The 26,355-nt window shown below is 59.5% G+C and carries 22 protein-coding genes; 1 reads left to right on the plus strand and 21 read right to left on the minus strand.

Annotated elements, in window-relative coordinates:
* Positions 1-137: 137 nt before the first annotated feature.
* The 21 genes from eno to rpsB form a co-directional block, all read right to left on the minus strand.
* Positions 138-1,427, minus strand: a complete 1,290-nt coding sequence (gene eno, locus CWC48_RS03920) for a phosphopyruvate hydratase (RefSeq protein ID WP_003189193.1) — start codon at positions 1,425-1,427, stop codon at positions 138-140.
* A 157-nt stretch (positions 1,428-1,584) separates the two neighbouring features.
* Positions 1,585-2,430, minus strand: a complete 846-nt coding sequence (gene kdsA / locus CWC48_RS03925; RefSeq protein ID WP_010212442.1) for a 3-deoxy-8-phosphooctulonate synthase — start codon at positions 2,428-2,430, stop codon at positions 1,585-1,587.
* Between the two features lie 5 nt (positions 2,431-2,435).
* Positions 2,436-4,067, minus strand: coding sequence for a CTP synthase (locus CWC48_RS03930; RefSeq protein WP_010212443.1), 1,632 nt, complete (start codon positions 4,065-4,067; stop codon positions 2,436-2,438).
* A 273-nt stretch (positions 4,068-4,340) separates the two neighbouring features.
* Positions 4,341-5,660 (minus strand): tRNA lysidine(34) synthetase TilS, encoded by a 1,320-nt coding sequence (tilS, locus tag CWC48_RS03935; RefSeq protein WP_100491371.1) that lies wholly within the window; start codon positions 5,658-5,660, stop codon positions 4,341-4,343.
* 191 nt (positions 5,661-5,851) lie between these two features.
* A complete protein-coding gene (locus CWC48_RS03940; protein WP_078047213.1) occupies positions 5,852-6,799 on the minus strand; it encodes an acetyl-CoA carboxylase carboxyltransferase subunit alpha in 948 nt (315 codons plus the stop codon).
* Between the two features lie 129 nt (positions 6,800-6,928).
* On the minus strand, positions 6,929-10,450 hold the full coding sequence (gene dnaE, locus CWC48_RS03945; RefSeq protein ID WP_078047212.1) for a DNA polymerase III subunit alpha: 3,522 nt from the start codon (positions 10,448-10,450) through the stop codon (positions 6,929-6,931).
* Between the two features lie 76 nt (positions 10,451-10,526).
* Positions 10,527-11,159, minus strand: a complete 633-nt coding sequence (gene rnhB / locus CWC48_RS03950) for a ribonuclease HII (RefSeq protein WP_078047211.1) — start codon at positions 11,157-11,159, stop codon at positions 10,527-10,529.
* Entirely contained in the window at positions 11,156-12,295 is a 1,140-nt protein-coding gene (gene lpxB, locus CWC48_RS03955) for a lipid-A-disaccharide synthase (RefSeq protein ID WP_099493739.1), read from the minus strand. The genes rnhB and lpxB overlap by 4 nt, the downstream gene beginning before the upstream one ends.
* Before the next feature lie 2 nt (positions 12,296-12,297).
* Entirely contained in the window at positions 12,298-13,074 is a 777-nt protein-coding gene (gene lpxA, locus CWC48_RS03960; protein WP_016976867.1) for an acyl-ACP--UDP-N-acetylglucosamine O-acyltransferase, read from the minus strand.
* Positions 13,071-13,511, minus strand: a complete 441-nt coding sequence (gene fabZ / locus CWC48_RS03965; RefSeq protein WP_003172281.1) for a 3-hydroxyacyl-ACP dehydratase FabZ — start codon at positions 13,509-13,511, stop codon at positions 13,071-13,073. The genes lpxA and fabZ overlap by 4 nt, the downstream gene beginning before the upstream one ends.
* A gap of 111 nt (positions 13,512-13,622) precedes the next feature.
* Positions 13,623-14,678 carry a UDP-3-O-(3-hydroxymyristoyl)glucosamine N-acyltransferase gene (lpxD, locus tag CWC48_RS03970; protein WP_078047209.1) on the minus strand — a complete coding sequence of 352 codons (1,056 nt, stop codon included), beginning with the start codon at positions 14,676-14,678 and terminating at the stop codon, positions 13,623-13,625.
* 3 nt (positions 14,679-14,681) lie between these two features.
* Positions 14,682-15,185: an OmpH family outer membrane protein gene (locus tag CWC48_RS03975; RefSeq protein WP_003219314.1), complete on the minus strand. Its 504-nt coding sequence runs from the start codon at positions 15,183-15,185 to the stop codon at positions 14,682-14,684.
* Between the two features lie 45 nt (positions 15,186-15,230).
* Positions 15,231-17,618, minus strand: a complete 2,388-nt coding sequence (bamA, locus tag CWC48_RS03980) for an outer membrane protein assembly factor BamA (RefSeq protein ID WP_078047208.1) — start codon at positions 17,616-17,618, stop codon at positions 15,231-15,233.
* 74 nt (positions 17,619-17,692) lie between these two features.
* A complete protein-coding gene (gene rseP / locus CWC48_RS03985) occupies positions 17,693-19,045 on the minus strand; it encodes a sigma E protease regulator RseP (protein WP_100491372.1) in 1,353 nt (450 codons plus the stop codon).
* A gap of 53 nt (positions 19,046-19,098) precedes the next feature.
* The gene (gene ispC / locus CWC48_RS03990) at positions 19,099-20,289 is read right to left on the minus strand and encodes a 1-deoxy-D-xylulose-5-phosphate reductoisomerase (protein WP_100491373.1); all 1,191 of its coding nucleotides are present in this window, start codon (positions 20,287-20,289) and stop codon (positions 19,099-19,101) included.
* On the minus strand, positions 20,286-21,092 hold the full coding sequence (locus CWC48_RS03995) for a phosphatidate cytidylyltransferase (RefSeq protein WP_078047205.1): 807 nt from the start codon (positions 21,090-21,092) through the stop codon (positions 20,286-20,288). Before CWC48_RS03995 ends, ispC begins: the two co-directional genes overlap by 4 nt.
* On the minus strand, positions 21,093-21,848 hold the full coding sequence (gene uppS / locus CWC48_RS04000) for a polyprenyl diphosphate synthase (protein ID WP_016974405.1): 756 nt from the start codon (positions 21,846-21,848) through the stop codon (positions 21,093-21,095). It abuts the gene before it with no gap.
* A gap of 17 nt (positions 21,849-21,865) precedes the next feature.
* The gene (gene frr, locus CWC48_RS04005; RefSeq protein ID WP_025855128.1) at positions 21,866-22,423 is read right to left on the minus strand and encodes a ribosome recycling factor; all 558 of its coding nucleotides are present in this window, start codon (positions 22,421-22,423) and stop codon (positions 21,866-21,868) included.
* Entirely contained in the window at positions 22,420-23,163 is a 744-nt protein-coding gene (gene pyrH / locus CWC48_RS04010) for a UMP kinase (protein WP_003172271.1), read from the minus strand. Before pyrH ends, frr begins: the two co-directional genes overlap by 4 nt.
* 211 nt (positions 23,164-23,374) lie before the next feature.
* Entirely contained in the window at positions 23,375-24,238 is an 864-nt protein-coding gene (gene tsf / locus CWC48_RS04015) for a translation elongation factor Ts (RefSeq protein WP_078047204.1), read from the minus strand.
* A 191-nt stretch (positions 24,239-24,429) separates the two neighbouring features.
* Entirely contained in the window at positions 24,430-25,167 is a 738-nt protein-coding gene (rpsB, locus tag CWC48_RS04020) for a 30S ribosomal protein S2 (protein ID WP_003189158.1), read from the minus strand.
* Positions 25,168-25,554: 387 nt separating this feature from the next.
* Between rpsB and map the strand changes: the two genes are divergently transcribed.
* Positions 25,555-26,337, plus strand: a complete 783-nt coding sequence (gene map / locus CWC48_RS04025; protein ID WP_016975842.1) for a type I methionyl aminopeptidase — start codon at positions 25,555-25,557, stop codon at positions 26,335-26,337.
* The last annotated feature ends 18 nt before the right edge of the window (positions 26,338-26,355 follow it).

Here is a 26,355-nt window from a genome sequence, read left to right on the forward strand (position 1 = left end):
TTTGCAGCAACTGATAGCACGAAGCCTGGAAAAACCAGGCTTGTGCTTGATAGCCATCAGATTAGCGTCGAATTACACACTGTCGTGAGTTTTCCGACGCAATCCGCCGACCTTTTACCATTTTTACCACGTAGCGATCAGCCGCGAAACTCGCCGCGACCGTTGTACTTGGCCTTGCCAGCCAGTTGCTCTTCGATACGCAGCAATTGGTTGTACTTGGAAACGCGGTCGGAACGGCACAGGGAACCGGTCTTGATCTGGCCTGCCGAGGTGCCCACGGCCAGGTCGGCAATGGTCGAATCTTCGGTTTCGCCGGAGCGGTGCGAGATCACGGCCGTGTAGCCCGCAGCCTTGGCCATCTGGATGGCTTCCAGGGTTTCGGTCAGGGTGCCGATCTGGTTGAACTTGATCAGGATAGAGTTGGCGATCTTTTTATCGATGCCTTCTTTCAGGATCTTGGTGTTGGTCACGAACAAGTCGTCGCCCACCAGTTGGATCTTCTCGCCGATCTTATCGGTGAGGATTTTCCAGCCGTCCCAGTCGGACTCGTCCAGGCCGTCTTCGATCGAGATGATCGGGTAGCGCTGGGTCAGGCCCTTCAGGTATTCCGCGAAACCTTCGGAGTTGAACACTTGGCCTTCGCCGGACAGGTTGTATTTACCGTCCTCGTAGAACTCGCTGGCCGCGCAGTCCAAGGCCAGGGTCACGTCGGTGCCCAGCTTGTAGCCAGCGTTGGCGACGGCTTCGGAGATCACTTTCAGTGCATCTTCGTTGGACGCCAGGTTCGGTGCGAAACCACCTTCGTCACCCACAGCAGTACTCAGGCCACGGGCCTTCAGCACAGCCTTGAGGTGATGGAAAATCTCGGTGCCCATGCGCAGGCCTTCGGAGAAGGACTTGGCGCCAACCGGCTGCACCATGAATTCCTGGATGTCGACGTTGTTATCGGCGTGTTCGCCACCGTTGATGATGTTCATCATCGGCACCGGCATCGAGTAGACACCTGGGGTACCGTTGAGGTTGGCAATGTGAGCGTACAGCGGCAGGTCCTGGTCCTGAGCAGCGGCCTTGGCGGCTGCCAGGGACACGGCGAGGATGGCGTTGGCGCCCAGGCTGCCTTTGTTTTCGGTGCCGTCGAGCTTGATCATCGCGTGGTCCAGGGCTTTCTGGTCCAGCGGGTCCTTGCCCAGCAACAGGTCACGAATCGGGCCGTTGATGTTGGCTACAGCCTTGAGCACACCCTTGCCCAGGTAACGGCTCTTGTCGCCATCACGCAGTTCCAGCGCTTCGCGCGAACCGGTGGAAGCACCGGACGGCGCGCAGGCGCTGCCGATGATGCCGTTATCGAGAAGCACGTCGGCTTCGACGGTGGGGTTGCCACGGGAGTCGAGAACTTCACGACCTTTGATGTCGACGATTTTTGCCATTGTTGTAAACACTCCAAAGTTGACGAAAACGACGCAGCTGAAGGAAATCTTTTGACCGACCGCAAGGGTGGAACAACGAGGCAGGCTTGCAGACGACAAGGCTCAGGCCCGCAGGCCTGAGCGTAAAGCGTGGGAAATTCTACCGGAGAAACGAAGCTTACGCGGTCTCTACCGTCGGAAAACTCTTGACCAGTTCGTCCAACTGCTTGAGCTGGGCCAGGAACGGCTCCAGCTTGTCCAGGCGCAGGGCGCATGGGCCATCGCACTTGGCGTTGTCCGGGTCCGGGTGGGCTTCCAGGAACAGGCCCGCCAGGGACTGGCTGATGCCCGCCTTGGCCAGGTCCAGCACCTGGGCACGGCGCCCACCCGCGGAATCGGCGCGACCACCGGGCATTTGCAGCGCGTGAGTCACGTCGAAGAACACCGGGTATTCGAACTGTTTCATGATGCCGAAACCGAGCATATCCACCACGAGGTTGTTGTAGCCGAAGCTCGAACCACGCTCGCAGAGGATCAACTGGTCGTTACCCGCTTCCACGCACTTGTTCAGGATGTGTTTCATTTCCTGAGGCGCGAGGAACTGGGCTTTCTTGATATTGATCACAGCGCCGGTCTTGGCCATCGCGACCACCAGGTCGGTCTGGCGCGACAGGAAGGCCGGCAACTGGATGATGTCGCACACCTCGGCGACCACGGCGGCCTGTTCAGGCTCGTGGACGTCGGTGATGATCGGCACGCCGAAGGCTTGCTTGATGTCCTGGAAGATCCGCATGCCTTCTTCAAGGCCTGGGCCGCGATAGGAGGTCACGGACGAACGGTTGGCCTTGTCGAAGCTGGCCTTGAACACGTAGGGGATACCGAGTTTCTCGGTGACCTTGACGTACTCTTCACAGACCTGCATCGCCATGTCGCGGCTTTCCAGCACGTTCATGCCGCCGAACAGCACCATGGGCTTGTCGTTGGCAATCTCGATGTCGCCTACGCGAATGATCTTCTGGGCCATCAGGTTTACGCCTTCTTCTGATGTTGCGTCAGTGCAGCTTTGACGAAACCGCTGAACAACGGGTGACCGTCGCGCGGCGTCGAGGTGAACTCAGGGTGGAACTGGCACGCCACGAACCATGGATGATCCGGCGCCTCGACCACTTCAACCAACGCGCCGTCACCGGAGCGACCGGAAATTTTCAGGCCGGCCTCTTTGATCTGCGGCAGCAGGTTGTTGTTCACTTCGTAGCGGTGACGGTGACGCTCGACGATCACGTCTTTGCCGTAGCAATCGTGAACCAGCGAGCCCGGTTCCAGCAGGCAATCCTGCGCGCCGAGGCGCATGGTGCCGCCCAGGTCGGAGGCTTCGGTACGGGTCTCGACGGCACCGGTGGCATCTTCCCACTCGGTGATCAGGCCGACGACCGGGTGACCGCTCTTGCTGTCGAACTCGGTGGAGTTGGCGTCTTTCCAGCCCAGCACGTTACGGGCGAACTCGATAACGGCCACTTGCATGCCCAGGCAGATGCCCAGGTACGGAACCTTGTTTTCACGGGCGTACTGCACGGCCGTGATCTTGCCTTCCACGCCACGCAGGCCGAAACCGCCTGGGACGAGGATCGCGTCCACACCTTCGAGCAGCGCGGTGCCCTGGTTCTCGATATCTTCGGAATCGATGTAGCGCAGGTTGACCTTGGTGCGATTGCTGATACCGGCGTGGCTCATCGCTTCGATCAGCGACTTGTACGCGTCCAGCAGTTCCATGTACTTGCCGACCATGGCGATGGTGACTTCGTGCTCAGGGTTGAGCTTGGCGTCGACCACGGCTTCCCACTCGGACAGGTCCGCGCCATTGCATTGCAGGCCGAAACGCTCGACCACAAAATCGTCCAGGCCTTGCGAGTGCAGGATGCCCGGGATCTTGTAGATAGTGTCGGCGTCTTCCAGCGCGATTACCGCACGTTCTTCAACGTTGGTGAATTGCGCGATCTTGCGACGCGAGGAAATGTCGATCGGGTGATCGGAGCGGCATACCAGCACGTCCGGCTGCAGGCCGATGGAGCGCAGTTCCTTGACCGAGTGCTGGGTAGGCTTGGTTTTGGTTTCGCCGGCGGTGGCGATGTACGGCACCAGGGTCAGGTGCATCAGCATCGCGCGCTTGGCGCCGACTTCGAAACGCAACTGGCGGATGGCTTCGAGGAACGGTTGGGACTCGATGTCACCCACGGTGCCGCCGATCTCGACCATGGCCACGTCGGCATCGCCGGCACCCTTGATGATGCGGCGCTTGATTTCGTCGGTGATGTGCGGGATTACCTGGATGGTTGCACCCAGGTAGTCACCACGACGCTCCTTGCGCAGCACGTGCTCGTAGACACGACCGGTGGTGAAGTTGTTGTTCTGGGTCATGGTCGTGCGGATGAACCGCTCGTAGTGGCCCAGGTCCAGGTCAGTCTCGGCGCCGTCGTGGGTGACGAACACTTCACCGTGCTGGAACGGGCTCATGGTGCCCGGGTCAACGTTGATGTACGGGTCCAGCTTGAGCATGGTGACCTTAAGTCCCCGCGCCTCCAGGATGGCCGCCAATGAAGCGGAGGCAATGCCTTTCCCCAATGAAGAAACAACACCGCCCGTGACGAATATGTAGCGCGTCATGAAAAACCCTAGAAGTCTGCGTTAAAGCGGTCCGAGCCGCCGGGGAAAGCGAAGGAAGGCCGAAGCCCCCGATCACCTGCATTAATCACAGTGCACCTTTCAAAAAAACCGCCGCGTGGTGACAGACCAGCAATGAAGCACCGGTACGTTGATCGCTACACATTTTTTGGAATCGCCCAGCAAAGACTGCTTGGTAATCGGCAACTGCTGCGATTCAGTCGAATCCACAGAAGTTGTATCAAGAAGGGAGCGTAGTCTACCGGAAAGGCTCTATCAGCTCAAACCTTGATCGCAGGTCTGTGGCATCCAATGTAAATGCCAGTCATCACTCGGTGCAGGCCAGAGTCCCGCGAGGCTGGGCGCACCCAGCAATTGCTGGCCTTGGTACAGCAGCGGCAATCTGCCACGGACGAAGCCTGGCAAGCCACTTTCGTTAAGCAGGCGCTTCAAGTCACGCCGACCGCGACCTGGCACGTCGATGATTTCGCCGCCCTGGCGGTAGCGAATCTGCAGCGGACCTTCAGGCGCCTCGCCAATCAGCTTTAGCTGACCATTGCCGGGTAACTCTAGTGGGTTTTGCGGATCGGGCCAGCTCACCGCTGCGTCGGAAAATTCCGATCCTGTAGACGGCAGCCACCAGATGCGCTGGCCACACCGGTGCAACTCGCCGTCGGCCAGGCGCCATAGGGGCTGTGCATCGCCCTTGGCGTCACGCAGGGAGTGCCAACCGGCCCAGTGGTCGCTGTCGGGCAAGCGGGTCAGTGGCGCCAGCCAATGGCGCAGGGCATTGCGTTGGCGGGCGTCGGACAGCTCGCACAGCGGCGCAAGTGCCAAGGACGGCAGGTGCAGCCAGGGAAATGGCGAAGCCTGGCCGGCAGCACGCAGGTCCAACTGTGCCAACTCATCCAACAACCCCTTTGCCTCACTCAGGTGCTCGGCGGTGCGGCTCAGGTTGGCAACAGCCTGGGGCCAGCGCGCCGTCAACGCAGGAAACACGCGGTGACGAAGGTAATTACGGGAGAACCGCGGATCGGCGTTGGAGGGATCCTCAATCCATTTGAGTTGATGCGCGTGGGCATACGCCTCCAATGCTTCGCGGGATACATCGAGCAACGGTCGTACCAGGTAGCCACCGGCCAAAGGACGCTGCGCCGGGATCGCCGCCAGCCCGCGTACACCCGCCCCGCGCAATAGGCGGAATAACAAGGTTTCCGCCTGATCATCGCGATGCTGGCCCGTCAGCAACACCTGCCCTGCCCCGGTCACCTCGGTGAATGCCTGGTAACGCGCGTCACGGGCAGCACGTTCAAGGCTGGCGCCAGGTTGTACCTGCACGCGCATCACGCGCAACGGCAGGCCGAGGGCGTCGCAGATCGACTGGCAATGAGCAGGCCACGCGTCGGCGGCAGCTTGCAGGCCATGGTGGACATGGACAGCGCTGAGGGGGGGCAGGGTTTCGGTGTTGGCCAGATGGGCCAGGAGATGCAGCAAGACGGTGGAATCAAGGCCACCGGAGAATGCGATGTGCCAGGCCGGGGCGTTGCGCCAGGGTGACAGAGCTTGCAGGAGTTTGGCGGGAAGAGATGTTTTCATCACAGGTTACCGCCGCAAATCTGGAATACGTTAGCCAAGCATACACAAAGCAAATGTGGGAGCGGGCTTGTGTGGGAGCGTGGCTTGCCCGCGATGCAGGCGCCTCGATTTTGCAGTTGCACCGAGGTGATGCTATCGCAGGCAAGCCATCTCCCACACAAGCCGGCTCCCACATTGGGTATTGCTGGGTCTTACAGACCGTAGCTCATCAGGCGCTCATAACGACGGGCCAGCAGCGCGTCGTTATCCAGCTTCTTGAGCATTGCCAGTTGCGAGCCCAGCTCGGCGCGGATAGTCGCCGCCGCAGCAGCCGGGTCACGGTGGGCGCCGCCCAAAGGCTCGGCGATCACTTTGTCCACGATACCCAGGCCTTTGAGGCGATCAGCGGTGATACCCATGGCTTCGGCAGCGTCTGGTGCCTTTTCGGCGGTTTTCCACAGGATCGAGGCGCAACCTTCCGGCGAGATCACCGCGTAGGTCGAGTATTGCAACATGTTCAACTGGTCGCAGACGCCGATGGCCAGCGCACCACCGGAACCACCTTCACCAATCACAGTGGCGATGATCGGGGTTTTCAAGCGGGACATGACGCGCAGGTTCCAGGCGATAGCCTCGCTCTGGTTGCGCTCTTCTGCGTCGATACCTGGGTAGGCGCCCGGGGTATCGATGAAGGTCAGGATTGGCATCTTGAAGCGCTCGGCCATTTCCATCAGTCGGCAAGCCTTGCGGTAGCCTTCCGGGCGCGGCATGCCGAAGTTGCGGCGGACTTTCTCGCGCACTTCACGGCCCTTCTGGTGACCGATCACCATCACCGGCTGGTCGTCCAGGCGAGCGATACCGCCCACGATGGCCGCGTCGTCGGAGAAGTGGCGGTCGCCATGCAGCTCGTCGAACTCGGTGAAGATGTGCTGAATGTAGTCCAGGGTATAGGGACGGCGCGGGTGGCGGGCCAGGCGCGCAATCTGCCAGCTGGTCAGCTTGCCGAAGATGTCTTCGGTGAGCGTGCTGCTCTTGTCTTGCAGGCGAGCGATCTCATCGCCGATGTTCAGCGAATTGTCATTGCCGACCAGGCGCAGTTCTTCAATCTTGGCTTGCAGGTCAGCGATCGGCTGTTCGAAATCAAGAAAATTCGGGTTCATAAGCGTCCGTCTTGGGTCGACGGCCAGGGCGTGCCTGGCCAGCCGGTTGTCTATTCGCGCCCTACCTTAAGGGAGAGGCGCGTTTAGGTCGAGATTAAATGTTTAGTCGAGATCAGACATCTCTGACCGTCAACGGTATTGGAGGAAGACGTTGTCTCGCCCGAACTGGTCACGCAAAGCTTGAATCAAGCCATCTGCGGGATCAATTCGCCAGGTCTCGCCAAACTGCAACATGGCCTTGGCGTCATTGCCGGTGTACTCCATGGTCACCGGGCACGCGCCGCGGTGGCGTTTGAGCAGGTCGCCCAACCAGCGTAGCTGATCGCCCTTGAGCGCTTCGGTTTTCACCTTCAAGCGCAAGCTTTCGGCCAAATTGGTGCGCGCATCTTCCATGCTCATCACCCGCTTGATCCGCAGGCGCAGGCCGCCGGAGAAGTCATCGTTGCTGACCTCCCCTTCCACCACCACCATCGCGTCGGTCTGCAACAGCGACTGAGCGGAATGGAACGCGTCGGCAAACAGCGACGCCTCGATACGGCCCGAACGGTCGTCGAGGGTGATGAACCCCATCTTGTCGCCTTTTTTATTCTTCATCACCCGCAGGGCGATGATCATGCCGGCGACGGTCTGCGTGTCCCGCGCTGGCTTCAGGTCGATAATGCGCTGACGGGCGAACCGGCGGATCTCACCTTCGTATTCGTCAATCGGGTGACCGGTGAGGTACAGGCCCAAGGTATCTTTCTCGCCCTTGAGACGTTCCTTGAGCGTCAGTTCCTTGGCCTTGCGATGGTTGCCATAGACGTCTGCGTCTTCTTCGACGAACAACCCGCCAAACAGGTCGGCATGGCCGCTGTCATGGGTACGCGCGGTCTGCTCGGCGGCTTTGATCGCTTCTTCCATGGCGGCGAGCAATACCGCGCGGTTGCGGTCGATATTGGCCTGGTAGGCCTTGGGCTCATCATGGAAATACGGGCCGAGACGGTCGAGTGCACCGCTGCGGATCAGGCCGTCGAGTGTCCGTTTGTTGATGCGCTTGAGGTCCACCCGTGCGCAGAAGTCGAACAGGTCTTTGAATGGCCCGTCCAGGCGCGCTTCGGTGATGGCTTCCACCGGGCCTTCGCCGACGCCCTTGATCGCGCCCAGGCCATAGATGATGCGGCCTTCGTCGTTCACCGTGAACTTGAACTCCGAAGCGTTCACGTCCGGCGCATCGAGGCGCAGCTTCATGGTGCGCACTTCTTCGATCAAGGTCACGACCTTGTCGGTGTTGTGCATATCCGCCGACAGTACCGCAGCCATGAACGGCGCCGGGTAGTGGGCTTTCAGCCAGGCGGTCTGGTACGACACCAGGCCGTAGGCGGCGGAGTGGGATTTGTTGAAGCCGTAACCGGCGAATTTCTCTACCAGGTCGAAGATGTTACCCGCGAGGTCCGCGTCGATATTGTTGGTCGCGCAGCCCTCAATGAAACCGCCGCGCTGCTTGGCCATTTCCTCGGGTTTTTTCTTACCCATGGCTCGACGCAGCATGTCCGCGCCACCCAGGGTGTAACCGGCCATCACCTGGGCGATCTGCATCACCTGTTCCTGATACAGGATGATGCCGTAAGTCGGCGCCAACACGGGCTTGAGGCCTTCGTATTGGTAGTCCGAGTGCGGGTAAGCCAGTTCGGCACGGCCGTGCTTACGGTTGATGAAGTCGTCCACCATGCCCGATTGCAGCGGGCCTGGACGGAACAAGGCCACCAATGCGATCAAGTCTTCCAGGCAGTCGGGCTTGAGCTTTTTGATCAGCTCTTTCATACCGCGCGACTCAAGCTGGAACACCGCCGTGGTTTCGGCTTTTTGCAGCAGGGTGTAGGTCGGCTTGTCATCCAGCGGGATGAAGGCGATATCCAGCGGTTCCTCACCGACCTTGGCGCGGTCGCGGTTGATGGTCTTGAGCGCCCAGTCGATGATCGTCAGGGTCCGCAGGCCGAGGAAGTCGAACTTCACCAGGCCGGCCGCCTCCACGTCATCCTTGTCGAACTGGGTTACCAGGCCATCGCCTTCTTCGTCGCAATAGATCGGCGAAAAGTCAGTGAGCTTGGTGGGTGCGATCACCACTCCACCGGCGTGTTTACCGACGTTACGCACCACGCCTTCGAGCTTGCGCGCCATGTCCCAGATTTCGGCGGCTTCTTCATCGACCTTGATGAAGTCGCGCAGGATCTCTTCCTGCTCGTAGGCTTTCTCCAGGGTCATGCCGACTTCGAACGGGATCATCTTCGACAGGCGATCCGCCAGGCCGTAGGACTTGCCCTGCACGCGTGCCACGTCGCGGATTACAGCCTTTGCGGCCATGGAACCGAAAGTGATGATCTGGCTTACTGCGTTGCGACCATATTTCTCGGCCACGTACTCGATCACGCGGTCACGGCCGTCCATGCAGAAGTCGACGTCGAAGTCGGGCATGGAAACCCGTTCCGGGTTAAGGAAACGTTCGAACAGCAGGTCATATTCCAGCGGGTCGAGGTCGGTAATTTTCTGCACGTAGGCAACCAACGACCCAGCACCTGACCCCCGGCCCGGACCTACCGGTACGCCGTTGTTCTTGGCCCACTGGATAAAGTCCATCACGATCAGGAAGTAACCGGGGAAGCCCATCTGGATGATGATATCCAGCTCGAAATTCAGCCGGTCAACGTAGACCTGACGCTTGGCGTCGTAATCCTCGGTGGTGTCCTTGGGCAGCAGAACGCTGAGGCGCTCTTCCAGCCCGTCGAAGGACACCTTGCGAAAATACTCATCGATGGTCATGCCATCGGGAATCGGGAAGTTGGGCAGGAAGTGCTTGCCCAGCTTCACTTCGATATTGCAGCGCTTGGCAATCTCGACGGAGTTTTCCAGTGCCTCGGGCAGGTCGCTGAACAACTCGGCCATCTCTTCGGCGCTTTTGAGGTACTGCTCTTCGCTGTAGTTCTTCGAGCGACGCGGGTCATCCAGGGCCCGGCCTTCGCCGATGCATACGCGGGTTTCGTGGGCTTCGAAGTCTTCCTTCTTGATGAAGCGCACATCATTGGTCGCCACCAGCGGCGCGCCCAGCTTGTCGGCCAGGGCCACGGCGGCGTGCAGATGCTCTTCATCGTTGGGGCGGTTGGTACGCTGGACTTCCAGATAGAAACGATCAGGGAAGACCTGCATCCACTCCTTGGCCAGTACTTCGGCTTCTTGAGGGTTGCCACCCAGCAGCGCGATACCGATCTCGCCCTCTTTGGCGGCCGACAGCATGATCAGGCCTTCGCTGGCCTCGGCGACCCATTCGCGCTCGATAATGATCGAGCCATTACGCTGGCCGTCGATAAAGCCACGGGAAATCAATTCGGTGAGGTTGCGATAACCCACGCCGTTCATCGCCAGCAGGCTGATGCGGCTCAGGGGGTTATCCGGGTCTTTGTTGGACAGCCACAGGTCGGCGCCGCAAATCGGCTTGATACCGGCGCCCATGGCGTTCTTGTAGAACTTGACCAGTGAACACATGTTGTTCTGATCGGTAACCGCTACCGCAGGCATGTTCATGCCCACCAGGGTTTTGACCAGCGGTTTGATCCGTACCAGGCCGTCGACCAGGGAGTATTCAGTGTGCAGGCGTAGGTGAACGAATGAAGCCGGCATAGTGATCCTGTCTAGAAACGTGGAGACAACAAGGCCCGGATTGTACCGGGCCTTGGCAAAAACATCAGCCTTGCGACTAAACCTCGCTGAAGCTCTCGCGTAGCTCGTAAGCCTGGCGCACTGGGGCGAACGAGCGGCGGTGGATCGGCGTCGGGCCAAGGCGAGCCAGGGCTTCCAGATGAACGGGCGTCGGGTAGCCTTTATGACCGCCGATGCCGTAGCCGGGGTAGATCAATTCGAACGCAGCCATTTCCCGGTCACGACTGACTTTGGCCAGGATTGACGCGGCGGCGATGGCAGGCACCTTGCTATCACCCTTGACCACCGCCTCGGAAGGCATGGCCAGCTTGGGGCAGCGGTTACCGTCGATCATCGCCATTTTCGGGGTGATGTGCAGCCCCTCGACTGCACGCTGCATGGCCAGCATGGTGGCGTGCAAAATGTTCAGCTGGTCGATTTCTTCAACTTCAGCCCGGGCGATATGCCAGCTCAGGGCTTTCTCACAGATCTCGTCGTAGAGCTTTTCGCGGCGCGCTTCGGTGAGTTTCTTCGAGTCGTTGAGGCCGAGGATCGGGCGGTTTGGATCGAGGATCACTGCCGCCGTGACCACGGCGCCGCACAAAGGCCCGCGCCCGACTTCGTCAACACCGGCCACCAGTTCGTGGGCTTCGGCAACCAGGCTGAAATCCAGGCCCATCTGCGTCGTCATAAGGCTTCCTGTTGCTTGCCGATCAGGGTCAATACGGCGTCAGCTGCCTGGTTCGACGCATCACGACGCAGGGTGCGGTGGATGTCGTCGAAGCCGCGGGTCTGTTCTTCGCCGCCGTCGATCAAGGGTAGTAGAGTTTGCGCCAGGGCCTCGGGCGTTGCATCGTCCTGCAACAACTCCGGCACCAACAGGCGCTGGGCCAGCAGGTTGGGCAGGGAGATGTAAGGGCTTTTGACCATGCGCTTGAGGATCCAGAAGGTCAGCGGCGCCAGGCGGTAGGCCACCACCATCGGGCGCTTATACAGCAAGGCTTCCAGGGTGGCCGTACCCGAGGCGATCAGCACCGCATCACAGGCAGCCAGGGCCAGGTGTGACTGACCATCGAGCAAGGTCAACGGTAGGTTGCGACCTTCCAATAGTGTTTCGATCTGCGCGCGACGTTGCGGGCTGGCACAAGGCAGCACGAAACGTATGCCCGGCTTCAAGGCCAGCAGACGTTCGGCAGCATCGAAAAACACCGAGGCCAGTCGCCCCACTTCGCCACCACGGCTGCCAGGCATCAGCGCGACCAGCGGGCCGTCGGGCAAGCCCAGCTCGGCACGCGCGGCCGCGCGATCAGCCTGCAGGGGAATCGCGTCGGCCAGGGTATGCCCGACAAACCGCACCGGCACGCCCTTTTCTTCGTAGAACCTCGCCTCGAACGGCAGCAAGGTCAGCATCAGGTCACAGCCCTCGCGGATCTTGAGCACGCGCTTCTGCCGCCACGCCCAGACGGACGGGCTGACGTAGTGCACGGTCTTGATGCCGGCCTGGCGCAGTTTGAGTTCGATATTGAGGGTGAAGTCCGGCGCGTCGATGCCGATGAACACATCGGGCTTTTCTTCGATCAAGGTCTGGATCAGCAGCTTGCGACGGGCCAACAACTCGCGCAGGCGACCCAGCACCTCGACCAGCCCCATGACCGACAGACGCTCCATGGGGAAGTAGGAGGTGAGCCCTTCAGCCTGCATCAGCGGGCCGCCGACACCGATGAATTCCACCGCCGGGTGCTGGGCCTTGAGGGCCCGCATGAGGCCTGCGCCCAGAATGTCGCCGGAAGCTTCCCCGGCCACCAGCGCGATACGCAGATTAGCCATGATTAGCGGGTGATGCCGCGAGTCGACGCCTGGATCGAGTCGCGGAACACCGCGACTTCCGGGAACAGCGCTGCCGGCTCGGCCAGTTGAGTCAACGCCTGGTCGACCGTGAGCCCTTGACGATAAACCACCTTGTAGGCACGGCGCAGGGCGTGGATCGCGTCTTCGCTGAACCCGCGACGGCGCATGCCTTCGAAGTTCATGCTGCGGGCTTCGGCCGGGTTGCCGAATACCGTAACGAACGCCGGAACATCCTTGCCGATGGCAGTGCCCATGCCGGAAAAGCTGTGGGCGCCGATATGGCAGTACTGATGCACCAGGGTGAACCCGGACAGGATCGCCCAATCGTCAACGTGCACATGGCCCGCCAACGCGGTGTTGTTGACCAGGATGCAGTGGTTGCCAATGACGCTGTCGTGACCGATATGGGCATAGGCCATGACCAGGTTGTGATCACCCAGCGTGGTCTCGGCCCGGTCCTGCACAGTGCCACGGTGAATGGTCACGCCTTCACGGATGATGTTGTGATCACCGATTACCAGGCGTGTCTCTTCACCCTTGTACTTCATGTCCGGGGTGTCTTCGCCTACCGAGGAGAACTGGTAGATGCGATTGTGTTTGCCAATGCGGGTCGGACCCTTGAGGATCACGTGCGGCCCGATGACAGTCCCCTCGCCGATTTCCACACCTGCGCCGATGATCGACCAGGGGCCGACCTCAACGTCGGCGGCCAGAACGGCCGACGGATCGATGATTGCGCGAGGGTCAATCAAACTCATAGTTTGCGTTCCGCACAGATGATCTCGGCGGAGCACACCGGCTTGCCGTCCACCGAGGCCTGGCATTCGAACTTCCAGATCTGGCGCTTGCAGCTGATGAACTTGGCTTCCAGGATCAACTGGTCACCCGGGGTCACCGGGTTGCGGAAACGCAACTTGTCGGAGCCCACGAAATAGTAAAGCGTGCCGTCGGCAGGCTTGAGGTCGAGCATTTTGAAACCAAGGATACCGGCAGCCTGGGCCATCGCTTCGATGATCAACACGCCCGGCATGATTGGATGCGCGGGAAAGTGACCGTTGAAGAACGGTTCGTTGATGCTGACATTCTTATAGGCACGAATGCGCTTTTCCTCGACGTTGAGGTCCACTACACGGTCCACCAACAGGAACGGGTAACGGTGAGGCAGGTATTCGCGAATCTCGTTGATGTCCATCATTTCGGGGGGAAGCCTGTAATAAAGATTGGGGGCGGGCGAACTAAAAGCACGCCCCGCTAGCAAATCAAGGAGGCAGTCTAGCGGCTGTGCACACTTGATATGGAAATGGTATCAGCCTTCTGATGAAGCATTACCGCCAGGGGTCACGTCCCCAACACGCTTTTCCAGCTGTTTGAGGCGTCGAGCCATGTCGTCGAGCTGCCTCAACCGTGCTGCACTCTTGCGCCATTCAGCCGCAGGCTGCATGGCGGTACCGGACGAATAGGCCCCGGGCTCGGTAATCGAGTGGGTGACCATGGTCATGCCGGTGATGAAAACGTTGTCGCAAATTTCGATATGCCCCACCAGCCCAACGCCACCGGCGAGCATGCAGTGCTTGCCGATCTTGGTGCTGCCGGAGATACCCACGCACGCCGCCATGGCGGTGTGATCGCCAATCTGTACGTTGTGGGCGATCTGGATCTGGTTGTCGAGCTTCACACCGTTACCGATCACGGTATCGGCCAGGGCCCCGCGATCGACAGCAGTGTTCACGCCAATTTCCACGTCGTCGCCGATCAGTACGCCGCCGACCTGGGCAATCTTGTTCCAGATGCCCTTGGCATTGGCAAAGCCAAAACCTTCACCGCCGATCACGGCACCCGACTGGATGACGACGCGCTCACCGATACGCACATCGTGGTACAGGGTCACGCGCGGTGCCAGCCAACCGTCTGCGCCAATCTCACAGCGCGCGCCGATAAAGCAATGGGCACCCACGGTGACACCCGCCCCAATGCGTGCGCCGCTCTCGATCACCGCAAAGGCGCCGACGCTGGCCGCAGGGTCAACCTGGGCATCATCGGCGATCACCGCAGACGGATGAATACCGCTGGCGGCCTTGGGCTTGGGATCGAACAGGTGCGACACCCGCGCATAAGCCAGGTAGGGGTCAGGCACCACCAGCGCATCCCCGGCAAACCCTTCGGCGTCAGCAGCTTTCAGCAACACGGCTGCGGCTTGGCTGTCGACCAGGTATTTACGGTATTGGGGGTTTGCGAGGAAGCTCAACTGAGCTGGGCCAGCCTCCTGCAAGGTGGCTAGCCCAGTAATTTCTTTCTCCGGGGAGCCACGCAAGGTGGCCCCCAGGAACTCGGCCAACTCGCCGAGCCTGATAGTCGCGGTCATGGCTTACTTCAGCTGGTTCATGCGCTCGATCACCTGGCGGGTGATGTCGTATTGAGGCTTGACGTCGATTACAGCACCACGCTCAAACACCAGGTCAAAGGCACCTTTCTTGATGACTTCTTCCACAGCGCTGTCGAGTTTCGGCTTCAGCTGTTTCAGCATTTCACGGTCAGCAACAGCCTTGGCTTCGTTCAGCTCCTTGGACTGGAACTGGTAGTCACGGGCCTTTTGCTTGAATTCAAGCTCCAGACGCTCGCGCTCGCCTTGCTGCATCTTGTCGCCACCGGCAACCAGGCGGTCCTGGATACCCTTGGCGCTGCTTTCCAGGGTCTTGAGCTTGGTCAGTTGCGGACCGAACTTCTTCTCGGCGTCCACGGCGTACTTCTTGGCCGCATCGGATTCCAGCAGGGCCATCTGATAGTTCAGCACGGCGATTTTCATTTCGGCGAAGGCCGGGGTCGCTACCAGCACGGTTGCCAGCAGAACCAATTGAGTCAACTTACGCACGATGTACTCCTACAGAATCCGTTGTCGTTATCTTGGGTCAGACGCTTAGAACGTCTGGCCGAGGGAGAATTGGAAAATCTGGGTTTCAGCGTTATCCGGTTTCTTGATCGGCATGGCCAGAGCAAAGCTCAATGGGCCAAGCGCAGTCACCCAGGTCACACCCACACCCACGGAGCTTGCCAGGTTACTGAGGCTCACGTCGTTGCACTGTGTGTCGGACTTAACGCCGCTCGGGTTACGGATCTGCTCGCACTTGGAGTCGAACACGTTACCCACGTCCCAGAATACCGACGTACGCAGGGAACGCTGGTCTTTCACGAACGGCAGCGGGAAGAGGATCTCCGCACCACCCTGGATCAACACGTTACCACCGAACGGCAGCGGGTCATTGTCAGAGTCAGCCACAGTACCCTGGTTACCGGTTACACCCACACCACGGCTTGGTGTACCACGTGGGCCCAAGGTGCTGTCCTTGAAGCCACGTACGGAGTTGAAGCCACCCGCGTAGTAGTTCTCGTAGAACGGTAGACCATTGGTGGAACCATAACCATCGCCATAGCCCAACTCGGTGTGCAGGCGCATGGTGTAATTGTCGCTCAACGGCGTGAACAGCTGGCCACGGTAGTCGAGCTTGAAGAACGACAGGTCACTGCCCGGCGTGGTGGTTTCCAGGGTCAAGCTCTGGGAATGACCACGGGTAGCCAGTACACCTTTGTTCAGGGTCGACTCGGACCAGCCGGCAGACGCCTTGAAGTTCAGGAACTTGTCGCCTTCACGACGGGTGAAGTCAAAGATTTCGTCCACGGTGTATACACCGGTCTTGATCTCATCCTGTTGCGCAGTCAGGCCGAAGGTCAGGCGCGAGGTCTCGCTGATCGGGTAACCAACGTTGACACCGGCACCGAGGCTGTCGATCGCATAGCTTGCAACGTCAACGTCGAGGTCTTTGTAGTCGGTGGTGCGGTAGAAGGCGTTGTAGCCCAGGCTCACACCGTCAGCAGTCCAGTAGGGGTCGGTGTAACCGAAGTTGTATCGGCTCTGGTATTCGCTTCGCGTCAGGCCGATGGACACACGGTTACCGGTACCCAGGAAGTTGTTCTGGGTGATCGAACCACCGAGGATCAGACCGGCGCTCTGTGCGAAGCCGACACTGGCGGTGATGGAACCCGATGCTTGTTCTTCAACGGCGTAGTTCACGTCGACCTGGTCATCCACACCCGGTACAGCCGGGGTTTCGACGTTGACTTCCTTGAAGAAGCCCAGGCGCTCGAGACGGGTCTTGGACTGGTCGATCAGGTAGGTCGACGCCCAGCCACCTTCCATCTGACGCATTTCACGACGCAGTACTTCGTCCGCAGACTTGGTGTTGCCGCGGAAGTTGATACGGTTCACGTAGGCACGCTTGCCCGGGTCGACGACAAAGGTGATGTCCACGGTGTGGTCATCATCGTGCGGCGTCGGTACGCCATTGACGTTGGCGAAGGTATAGCCTTCGTTACCCAGGCGGCGGGTGATCAGTTCGGAAGTGGTGGTCATCAGCTTGCGCGAGAACACCTGGTCTTTCTGCACCAGCAACAGCGCCTTGACCTGGTCTTCAGGCACTTTAAGGTCGCCGCTCAGTTTTACGTCACGAACCTTGTATTTCTCGCCTTCGTTGACGTTGACGGTGATGTAGACGTGCTTCTTGTCCGGGGTGATGGACACCTGGGTCGAAGCGATATCCATATTGATATAGCCACGGTCCAGGTAGTAGGAACGCAGGCGTTCCAGGTCACCGGAGAGTTTTTCACGGGCGTACTTGTCATCGTTCTTGAAGAACGACAGCCAGTTGGTGGTCTTGAGTTCGAACAGGTCGATCAGGTCGTCATCAGCGAACTTGGTATTGCCCACCACGTTGATGTGCTGAATCGCCGCCACGGTGCCTTCGTTGATGTTGACCTTGAGGCCGACACGGTTACGCGGCTGCGGGACCACTTCCGTTTCCACGGTCGCAGAATAACGACCCTGGGCAACGTACTGGCGTTGCAGCTCGTTACGCACACCTTCGAGGGTGGCGCGCTGGAAGATCTCGCCTTCGGCCAGGCCGGATTGTTTCAGACCTTTCATCAGGTCTTCAGTAGAGATCGCCTTGTTGCCTTCGATCTCGATACTGGCGACGGAAGGTCGCTCGACCACGGTGATGACCAGGACGTTACCTTCGCGACCCAGTTGGATGTCTTGAAAGAAACCGGTTTTGAACAGCGCACGAGTGGATTCCACCAGGCGACGGTCATCAGCCTGTTCCCCAACGTTCAACGGCAAAGCACCAAAGACGCTACCTGCGGAAACCCGCTGGAGGCCGTTGACGCGAATATCGGAGATGGTGAAGGACTCGGCGTGAACTTCGGCGATCATCAATACGGTGAGAACCGCAGTTAGCAGCAGACGTTTCATGAAGTCCTTTCTTATTCCAACTGGCAATAAACAAACTGCCGCAAAATGCGGCAGATTCGCAATTCAGCGAAGCGTTACAGTCGACCCAGATCGTTGACCAAGGCTAATAACATCACCCCGACCACCAAACTGATACCGATCTGTATCCCCCAACCCTGCACCCGATCCGACAAGGGACGACCACGCGCCCACTCGACCAGATAAAACAACAGATGCCCCCCATCCAATACTGGAATGGGCAGCAAATTCAGAACGCCCAGGCTAATACTCAGATAAGCCAGGAAATTCAGGAAATCCGCGACACCCGACTGGGCAGAAGCGCCCGCCACTTTAGCAATGGTTATCGGTCCACTCAAGTTTTTTACCGAGAGCTCGCCGAACAACATTTTCTTGAGGGATTCGAGGGTCAGCACGCTCATGGTCCAAGTGCGTTTCGCACCCTCGCCAATCGCCGCCAACGGCCCGTAGCTCACCTCACGCACCATCGATGGCGGCCAGTCGACACCTTTGACCCCGGCACCCAGGTAACCCCCGGCCGCCTTGGCTTCCCCACGAACCGACAAGGTCACAGGGACGTCGATTTGAGCACCGTCGCGCTCAACTTTCAGCACAATTTTGGTATCAGGCCGTACACGAACCAGATCGACCACCTGCTGCCAGTCACCCAATGGCTGGCCATCGAGGGCCAACAGGCGATCGCCGGTCTTGAGGCCGGCGGCCTGGGCCGGACCTTTCGGATCCAGCTCGGCAAGCACCGGTGGCAGGGCCGGACGCCATGGACGTATGCCCAGGGACTTGATCGGGTCAGGCTCGTCAGCGCCCTTGAGCCAATGGTCGAGGGCCAGTTCACGCGGGGTCTCGGTGGTGGAATCCTGCTCGCGCACCACGACATTGACGATGCCGCTTTCACCCAGGCGACGCACCAACTGCAAATTGACCGCGCCCCAACCGGTGGTGGGTTCGCCATCAATGGAAACAATTTCTTGCCCGGCAACCAGCCCAGCCTTGGCGGCAATACTGTCTGACTCGACCGCGCCGATCACCGGACGGACCTGCTGGCTGCCCAACATGGCCAGGACCCAGAAGAACACCATCGCCAACAGGAAATTGGCGATCGGGCCGGCAGCGACAATGGCGATACGCTGACGAACGGTCTTGCGGTTGAAGGACTGGTCCAACTGATCCACCGGAACTTCGCCCTCACGCTCATCGAGCATCTTGACGTAGCCGCCCAACGGGATGGCCGCAATCACGAACTCGGTGCCACGGCGGTCGTGCCAGCGCACCAGCGGCATGCCGAAACCGACGGAGAAGCGCAATACCTTGACGCCGCAACGACGCGCCACCCAGAAGTGGCCAAATTCGTGGAAGGTAACCAGCACACCCAGAGCAACCAGGGTGCCGACAATCATGTAAAGCGCACTCATCTAATTTCTCCGCATTCCAATCCAGTGCCTGAAGGCTCAAAGCCGCCTGCAGACTAACGCGCGTTGCGGTTCAACCATTGTTCCGCCAGGGCCCGAGCCTTGGCATCGGCCTCGAATACCGCCCCCAGGTCGCTCACCGCCACGACCGGCTCGAGCGCCAGGACGTCCTCGATGATACTCGCGATCTGCGGAAAGCGGATGCGCCGTTCGAGAAACGCCGCCACGGCCACTTCGTTGGCCGCATTCAGCATCGCCGGCGCGCTGTTACCCGCCTCGGCCGCTTGCCGCGCCAGGCGCAGGCAAGGAAAGCGCTGCTCGTCCGGCGCCTCGAAATCCAGGCGAGCAACGGCGAACAGGTCCAGGGGCGCCACGCCGGAATCAATCCGCTCCGGCCAGGCCAGCGCATTGGCAATCGGCGTGCGCATATCGGGGTTGCCCAACTGCGCCAGGACCGAACCGTCCACGTAGTCGACCAGGGAATGAATCACACTTTGCGGGTGGATCACCACCTCGACCTGATCCGGGCGTGCATCGAACAGCCAGCAGGCCTCGATCAACTCAAGGCCCTTGTTCATCATACTGGCCGAATCCACGGAGATCTTGCGCCCCATGGACCAGTTCGGGTGAGCGCACGCCTGGTCGGGCGATACGTGCTCCAGCTCATCCAGTGGTGTTTGCCGGAACGGACCACCCGAGGCGGTCAGCAGGATTCGACGCACACCCACCTGGCTCAAGCCGCGCGCGTAGTCGCCGGGCATGCACTGGAAGATCGCGTTGTGTTCACTGTCGAGGGGCAACAGCACGGCGCCGCTTTTGCGCACCGCCTGCATGAAGAGTGCGCCGGACATGACCAGCGCTTCTTTATTGGCCAGCAGGATCTTCTTGCCAGCGTCAACGGCCGCCAGGGTGGGACGCAGACCCGCAGCGCCTACGATAGCCGCGACCACAGTGTCTACCTCGGCATCGGCCGAAACCTGGCACAACCCCTCCTCGCCTACCAATACTTGAGTCGCGAGCCCGGCAGCCCGCAGATCATCCTGCAGCCCCCGTGCCGCAGCGGCTTCTGGCACCACCGCGAAACGCGGCGCATGACGCACGCACAAGGCCAGCAGTTCGCTCAGGCGGGTAAACCCGGTGAGTGCGAAGACCTGGTAGCGATCAGGGTGACGCGCAATCACGTCCAGGGTGCTCAGCCCCACCGAGCCGGTTGCCCCCAGCACGGTCACTTGTTGCAGGCGGCTCACGAAGCAGTCATCCACAGCAGGACAGCAAAGATCGGGATGGCTGCGGTCAAGCTGTCGATGCGGTCCAGCACACCGCCATGACCCGGCAGCAGGTTACTGCTGTCCTTGATCCCGGCCTGGCGCTTGAACATGCTTTCAGTGAGGTCACCCACCACCGAAATGAACACGACGATGGCGGTGGCCAACAGCGCCAGGAAAATCTCCTTCGCCGCCCAGCCACGCACGATACCGACGACCAGCGCGATCACCAGCGTCAATGCCAGCCCGCCATAGACCCCTTCCCAGCTCTTGCCCGGACTGACCGCCGGCGCCAGCTTGCGCTTGCCGAAGGCCCGACCGGAAAAGTAGGCGCCGATATCAGCCCCCCAGACCAGCACCATGACCGCCAGGATCAGCCAGTTACCCAGTGGATAACGCTTGATCTCCACCAGCCCTTGCCATGCCGGCAGCAGGATCAGCAAACCGATCACCAGCTTGCAGGCAACACTGGACCATTGGCTGCTGGTGCGCGGATAGGTCAACACCAGGAACGTTGCCAGCGCCCACCACAGCACCGCCGCCCCCAATACCCACGGCGCGATGTCCGGCAGGATGTACAGGAGAAACGCCAGGGCAGCCACGACCGCGGCATACACCACGCGTGGCAACTGGGCACTGAAACCCGCCAGGCGCGCCCATTCCCAGGCACCGAGGGTGACGACCAGGCCGATAAACAGCGCAAAGCCGGAACCGTCGAGCAGGAAAAACCCACACAAGGCGATCGGCAACAGGATCAGTGCTGTGATGATTCGTTGTTTAAGCATTTAAACCCGGGCTCCAGCTTCGATCTGCTCGCTCGTTTTACCGAAGCGACGCTGACGGGAAGCGAAATCGGCCAGCGCATTGCGCATGGCATCGTGTTTGAAGTCCGGCCAGAACAGGTCGGAGAAGTACAGCTCGGTGTAGGCCAACTGCCACAACAGGAAATTGCTGATGCGGTGCTCGCCACCGGTACGGATGCACAGGTCCGGCAACGGCAGGTCGCCGGTGACCAGGCAGGTTTGAAGCAGTTCGGGCGTGATGTCGTCGGGCCGCAGATGACCGGCCTGTACTTCACGCGCCAGGCGTTGTGCGGCCTGGGCGATGTCCCACTGGCCACCGTAGTTGGCTGCGATCTGCAGCACAAAGCGGTTTGCGCCAGCAGTGATAGCCTCGGCTTCGCGCATGGCAGCTTGCAGCTCCGGATGGAAACGTGAGCGATCGCCAATGATGCGCAGGCTGATGTTGTTGTCGTTGAGGCGCTTGGCCTCACGACGCAGGGCCTTGAAGAACAGGTCCATCAAGGCACTGACTTCTTCGGCGGGCCGCTGCCAGTTCTCACTGGAGAAGGCAAACAAGGTCAACACTTCGACCTTGGCCTCGGCACACACCTCGATCACAGCCCGTACCGCATCGACACCCGCTTTATGCCCGGCAACACCCGGCATAAAGCGTTTCTTCGCCCAGCGATTATTCCCATCCATGATGATCGCGACATGGCGCGGCACCACAGAGGGTACAGTCTGCTTGGTCTTTTCCATGAAGGTGTCCTGACCCCTTATACGGCCATCAGGTCCTTTTCTTTTTCTTCCGTGGCCTTGGTGATCTGGGCCTCGGCATCCTTGGTCAGCTTGTCGATGTCAGCAGTGGCACGACGCTCTTCGTCTTCGCTGATTTCCTTGTCCTTGACCAGCTTCTTCAGGTCACCCAAGGCATCGCGGCGGATGTTGCGCACAGCAACACGAGCATCTTCGGCAGCGCTGCGTGCCTGCTTGGTGAAGCCCTTGCGGGTTTCCTCGGTCAGGGCCGGCATGGAGATCAGCAGCAACTCACCCAGGTTGGTCGGGTTGAGGTTCAAGCCAGCGCTCTGGATAGCCTTGTCGACAGCAGCCAGCATATTGCGCTCGAAAGCCACGACCTGCAGGGTGCGCGAGTCTTTAACGGTGACGTTGGCCACACTGCTCAGCGGGGTGTCGGCACCGTAGTAAGGCACCATCACGCTGCCAAGGATGCTCGGGTGCGCCTTGCCGGTACGAATCTGGCCGAATGCGTGGCTCAGAGACTCCAGGGATTTCTGCATACGCGCTTGGGCGTCTTTCTTGATTTCGTTGATCATTGTTGGCCTTCCTCGATCAGAGTCCCTTCTGCGCCGCCGTGTACGATATTCAGCAGGGCGCCGGGCTTGTTCATGTTAAATACGCGCAGCGGCATCTTGTGGTCGCGGCACAGGCAAATAGCCGTCAGGTCCATCACGCCCAGCTTGCGATCCAGTACTTCATCGTAGGTCAGATGATCGAACTTCTCGGCATGCGGGTCTTTGAATGGGTCTGCGGTGTACACACCGTCTACCTTGGTGGCCTTGAGCACCACGTCGGCATCGATCTCGATAGCGCGCAGGCACGCTGCCGAGTCGGTGGTGAAGAACGGGTTACCCGTGCCAGCGGCGAAGATCACCACTTCCTTGGCGTTCAGGTGGCGCATGGCTTTGCGGCGGTCATAGTGATCGGTCACGCCGACCATGGAAATAGCCGACATCACGATAGCCGAGATATTGGCGCGCTCCAGGGCGTCGCGCATGGCCAGGGCGTTCATCACAGTGGCCAGCATGCCCATGTGGTCGCCGGTGACCCGATCCATACCGGCCGCACTCAGTGCCGCGCCGCGGAACAGGTTGCCGCCACCGATCACCAGGCCGACCTGTACGCCGATACCGACCAGTTGGCCGACTTCCAGCGCCATGCGGTCGAGCACCTTGGGATCGATCCCGAACTCTTCCGAGCCCATCAGGGCCTCGCCGCTAAGCTTGAGTAGAATGCGTTTATAGCGAGCCTGATAACCACTGCCCTGCTGAGCCATTGCGAATCTCTCCTGCGGCGTATTTTTTAAAAATTCTTGGCGAGCCGTTTACGGCTTGCGTTCACTCTAGCTGGACGCTGCTACAGCGCCATCGGAACACGGCTTTGTAAGCCAGTTCCGAGGGGAAGCCAATTAAAATCAGCCTTCCCATTTGAAAAGAGGCTGCGCGCGTGAGCGGGCAGCCTCTTTCGGGCGACAGTTGAAAACTGTCTTATTGCTTGGCGGCAGCCAGCTGGGCGGCAACTTCTTCAGCGAAGTTGTCGACCGGCTTCTCGATGCCTTCGCCTACTTTGTAGTAGGTGAAGGAAACGATTTCAGCACCGGCCTTCTTGGCCAGTTCGCCAACCTTGATTTCAGGGTTCTTGACGAACGCCTGCTCAACCAGGCTTGCTTCGGCCAGGAACTTGCTGATACGGCCCTTGACCATATTCTCAACAATGTTTTCTGGCTTGCCTTTGATTTTTTCTTCGTTCAGCTGCAGGAACACAGCTTTTTCACGCTCGATCGCTTCGTCAGAAACTTCCGAAGGCAGCAGGAACTCAGGGTTGCTGGCAGCAACGTGCATAGCGATGTCTTTGGCCAGCTCAACGTCGCCGCCTTTCAGAACAACAGCTACGCCGATTTTGTTGCCGTGCAGGTAACCACCAACCACATCACCTTCAACGCGAGTCAGGCGACGGATGTTGACGTTTTCGCCAACCTTGCCGACCAGTACCAGGCGAGCAGCTTCTTGAGCTTCGATCAGAGGCTCAACGGTAGTCAGCTTGTCAGCGAATGCTTTTTCAACGCTGGCAGCAACGAATGCCTTGAAGTCGTCCTGCAGAGCCAGGAAGTCGGTCTGCGAGTTCACTTCCAGCAGAACGGCGGATTTACCGTCTTCTTTCAGAGCGATTGCGCCTTCAGCAGCTACGTTGCCTGCTTTCTTGGCAGCCTTGATGGCGCCGGAAGCACGCATGTCGTCGATGGCTTTTTCGATGTCGCCGCCGGCCTTGGTCAAGGCCTTTTTGCAATCCATCATGCCTTCGCCGGTACGCTCACGCAGTTCTTTGACCAACGCTGCAGTAATCTCTGCCATTTCAAAATCCTCTTGGATAGGTTTTCAACCATTCCACCCGATCAAACGGGCGATCAATTCTTCCCGAATTACCCTTGTAGGCCGCTGCACGTTACAGATGATGCAGTTGCGCTGCCGACAAATGGTTTTCGAGGTGGCAAAAAGGGGGCCAAGCCCCCTTTTTGCTTACTGAGTCAACGCCAGGGCGCTAATTACTCAGCGGCAGCTACCGGAGCTTCTTCAACGAACTGCTCGGTACCACCAGCAACGTGGTTGCGACCACGGATTACAGCGTCAGCCATCGAACCCATGTACAGCTGGATAGCGCGGATTGCGTCATCGTTGCCTGGGATGATGTAGTCAACGCCTTCCGGGCTGCTGTTGGTATCGACTACGCCGATAACCGGGATGCCCAGCTTGTTGGCTTCGGTGATCGCGATGCGCTCGTGATCAACGTCGATAACGAACAGTGCGTCAGGCAGACCGCCCATGTCCTTGATACCACCCAGGGAACGATCGAGCTTTTCCAGGTCACGGGAGCGCATCAGCGCTTCTTTCTTGGTCAGCTTGGCGAAAGTACCGTCTTCGGCTTGCACTTCAAGGTCACGCAGACGCTTGATGGAAGCACGGATGGTTTTGAAGTTGGTCAGCATGCCGCCCAACCAGCGGTGATCGACGTACGGCGAACCGCAACGTGCTGCTTCTTCAGCAACGATCTTGCCAGCGGAACGCTTGGTGCCGACGAACAGAATCTTGTTTTTGCCCTGGGCCAGGCGCTCTACGAAAGTCAGCGCTTCGTTGAACATTGGCAGGGTTTTTTCAAGGTTGATAATGTGGATCTTGTTACGCGCGCCGAAAATGTATTTACCCATTTTCGGGTTCCAGTAACGGGTCTGGTGACCGAAGTGCACACCGGCCTTCAGCATATCGCGCATGTTGACTTGGGACATGATAGTTCCTTAATAAGTCGGGTTTGGCCTCCACGTATCCCAATGACCAACCAGCGGCATCAAGGCCTCCGGCACCCAGGTCATCGTGTCGACACGTGTGTGGATTTAAGCTTTGCGGGGTATCCCCGGAAAGCGGCGCATTTTATACCACAGCATCGGCAAAAACGGAACACGCAATCACATTTGGTGCCGGACGCTTTGGTGTAACCCCTTGAATAGAGCCGAGATAGCCCTACCTTATAGAGAGAAGCGATCATCAGAGGCTCATGATTTGACGCCATCGTCTGTTAGAATCGCGTTTTTTGTGGCTTGTGCGAATTCTGTAACCTTTTGTCGCACGCCCGTAAACCGTATTGATTTCAGCGCGTCGCGCTAGAGAGAGCCTGTATGACCGTTAGCTTGAAAACCGCCGAAGACATCGCTGGCATGCGCATCGCCGGCAAACTGGCTGCCGACGTGCTGGAAATGATCGCCGAACACGTCAAGCCCGGCGTTACCACCGAAACCCTCAACCAGATCTGCCACGACTATATTGTCAACGTGCAGGGCGCCATTCCTGCGCCGCTGAACTACAAGGGCTTCCCCAAGTCGATCTGCACCTCGGTCAACCACGTGGTCTGCCACGGGATCCCGGGTGACAAGCCGTTGAAGGACGGCGACACCCTGAACATCGACGTCACCGTGATCAAGGACCGCTACTTCGGCGATACCAGCCGCATGTTCCACGTCGGCAACGTGCCGGTGTGGGCCGAGCGCCTGTCCCAGGTGACCCAGGAATGCATGTACAAGGCCATCGAAATCGTCAAGCCTGGCTGCCGCCTGGGCGACATCGGTGAAGTGATCCAGAAGCACGCCGAAAAGAACGGCTTTTCGGTGGTGCGCGAATTCTGCGGCCACGGCATCGGCACCGTCTTCCACGAAGAGCCGCAGATCCTGCACTACGGCCGTGCCGGCACCGGCATGGAACTGAAGGCCGGCATGACCTTCACCATCGAGCCGATGATCAACCAGGGCAAGGCCGACACCAAAGTGCTGGGCGACGGCTGGACCGCGATCACCAAGGATCGCAAGCTCTCGGCCCAGTGGGAGCACACCCTGCTGGTCACCGAAACCGGCTACGAGATCTTCACGCTGCGTGCGGACGACACGATCCCCCGCGTTTCCGCGTAAGGATCACCCAGGTTTTCC

Origin of the sequence: Pseudomonas sp. S10E 269 (assembly GCF_002798465.1) — a bacterium.
GTDB lineage: Bacteria > Pseudomonadota > Gammaproteobacteria > Pseudomonadales > Pseudomonadaceae > Aquipseudomonas > Aquipseudomonas pergaminensis.

Excerpts from the sequence above, each read along its gene's own strand:
- CWC48_RS03995 (WP_078047205.1), bottom strand. The coding sequence starts at position 21,092 with ATGCTTAAACAACGAATCATCACAGCACTGATCCTGTTGCCGATCGCC.
- lpxD (WP_078047209.1), bottom strand. The coding sequence starts at position 14,678 with ATGACCGCGACTATCAGGCTCGGCGAGTTGGCCGAGTTCCTGGGGGCC.
- tsf (WP_078047204.1), bottom strand. The coding sequence starts at position 24,238 with ATGGCAGAGATTACTGCAGCGTTGGTCAAAGAACTGCGTGAGCGTACC.
- rpsB (WP_003189158.1), bottom strand. The coding sequence starts at position 25,167 with ATGTCCCAAGTCAACATGCGCGATATGCTGAAGGCCGGTGTGCACTTC.
- dnaE (WP_078047212.1), bottom strand. The coding sequence starts at position 10,450 with ATGCCGGCTTCATTCGTTCACCTACGCCTGCACACTGAATACTCCCTG.
- lpxA (WP_016976867.1), bottom strand. The coding sequence starts at position 13,074 with ATGAGTTTGATTGACCCTCGCGCAATCATCGATCCGTCGGCCGTTCTG.
- tilS (WP_100491371.1), bottom strand. The coding sequence starts at position 5,660 with ATGAAAACATCTCTTCCCGCCAAACTCCTGCAAGCTCTGTCACCCTGG.
- bamA (WP_078047208.1), bottom strand. The coding sequence starts at position 17,618 with ATGAAACGTCTGCTGCTAACTGCGGTTCTCACCGTATTGATGATCGCC.
- uppS (WP_016974405.1), bottom strand. The coding sequence starts at position 21,848 with ATGGAAAAGACCAAGCAGACTGTACCCTCTGTGGTGCCGCGCCATGTC.
- frr (WP_025855128.1), bottom strand. The coding sequence starts at position 22,423 with ATGATCAACGAAATCAAGAAAGACGCCCAAGCGCGTATGCAGAAATCC.
- pyrH (WP_003172271.1), bottom strand. The coding sequence starts at position 23,163 with ATGGCTCAGCAGGGCAGTGGTTATCAGGCTCGCTATAAACGCATTCTA.
- rnhB (WP_078047211.1), bottom strand. The coding sequence starts at position 11,159 with ATGACGACGCAGATGGGCCTGGATTTCAGCCTGGTTGCCGAAGCCCAC.
- rseP (WP_100491372.1), bottom strand. The coding sequence starts at position 19,045 with ATGAGTGCGCTTTACATGATTGTCGGCACCCTGGTTGCTCTGGGTGTG.
- CWC48_RS03930 (WP_010212443.1), bottom strand. The coding sequence starts at position 4,067 with ATGACGCGCTACATATTCGTCACGGGCGGTGTTGTTTCTTCATTGGGG.
- lpxB (WP_099493739.1), bottom strand. The coding sequence starts at position 12,295 with ATGGCTAATCTGCGTATCGCGCTGGTGGCCGGGGAAGCTTCCGGCGAC.
- map (WP_016975842.1), top strand. The coding sequence starts at position 25,555 with ATGACCGTTAGCTTGAAAACCGCCGAAGACATCGCTGGCATGCGCATC.
- fabZ (WP_003172281.1), bottom strand. The coding sequence starts at position 13,511 with ATGATGGACATCAACGAGATTCGCGAATACCTGCCTCACCGTTACCCG.
- kdsA (WP_010212442.1), bottom strand. The coding sequence starts at position 2,430 with ATGGCCCAGAAGATCATTCGCGTAGGCGACATCGAGATTGCCAACGAC.
- CWC48_RS03940 (WP_078047213.1), bottom strand. The coding sequence starts at position 6,799 with ATGAACCCGAATTTTCTTGATTTCGAACAGCCGATCGCTGACCTGCAA.
- eno (WP_003189193.1), bottom strand. The coding sequence starts at position 1,427 with ATGGCAAAAATCGTCGACATCAAAGGTCGTGAAGTTCTCGACTCCCGT.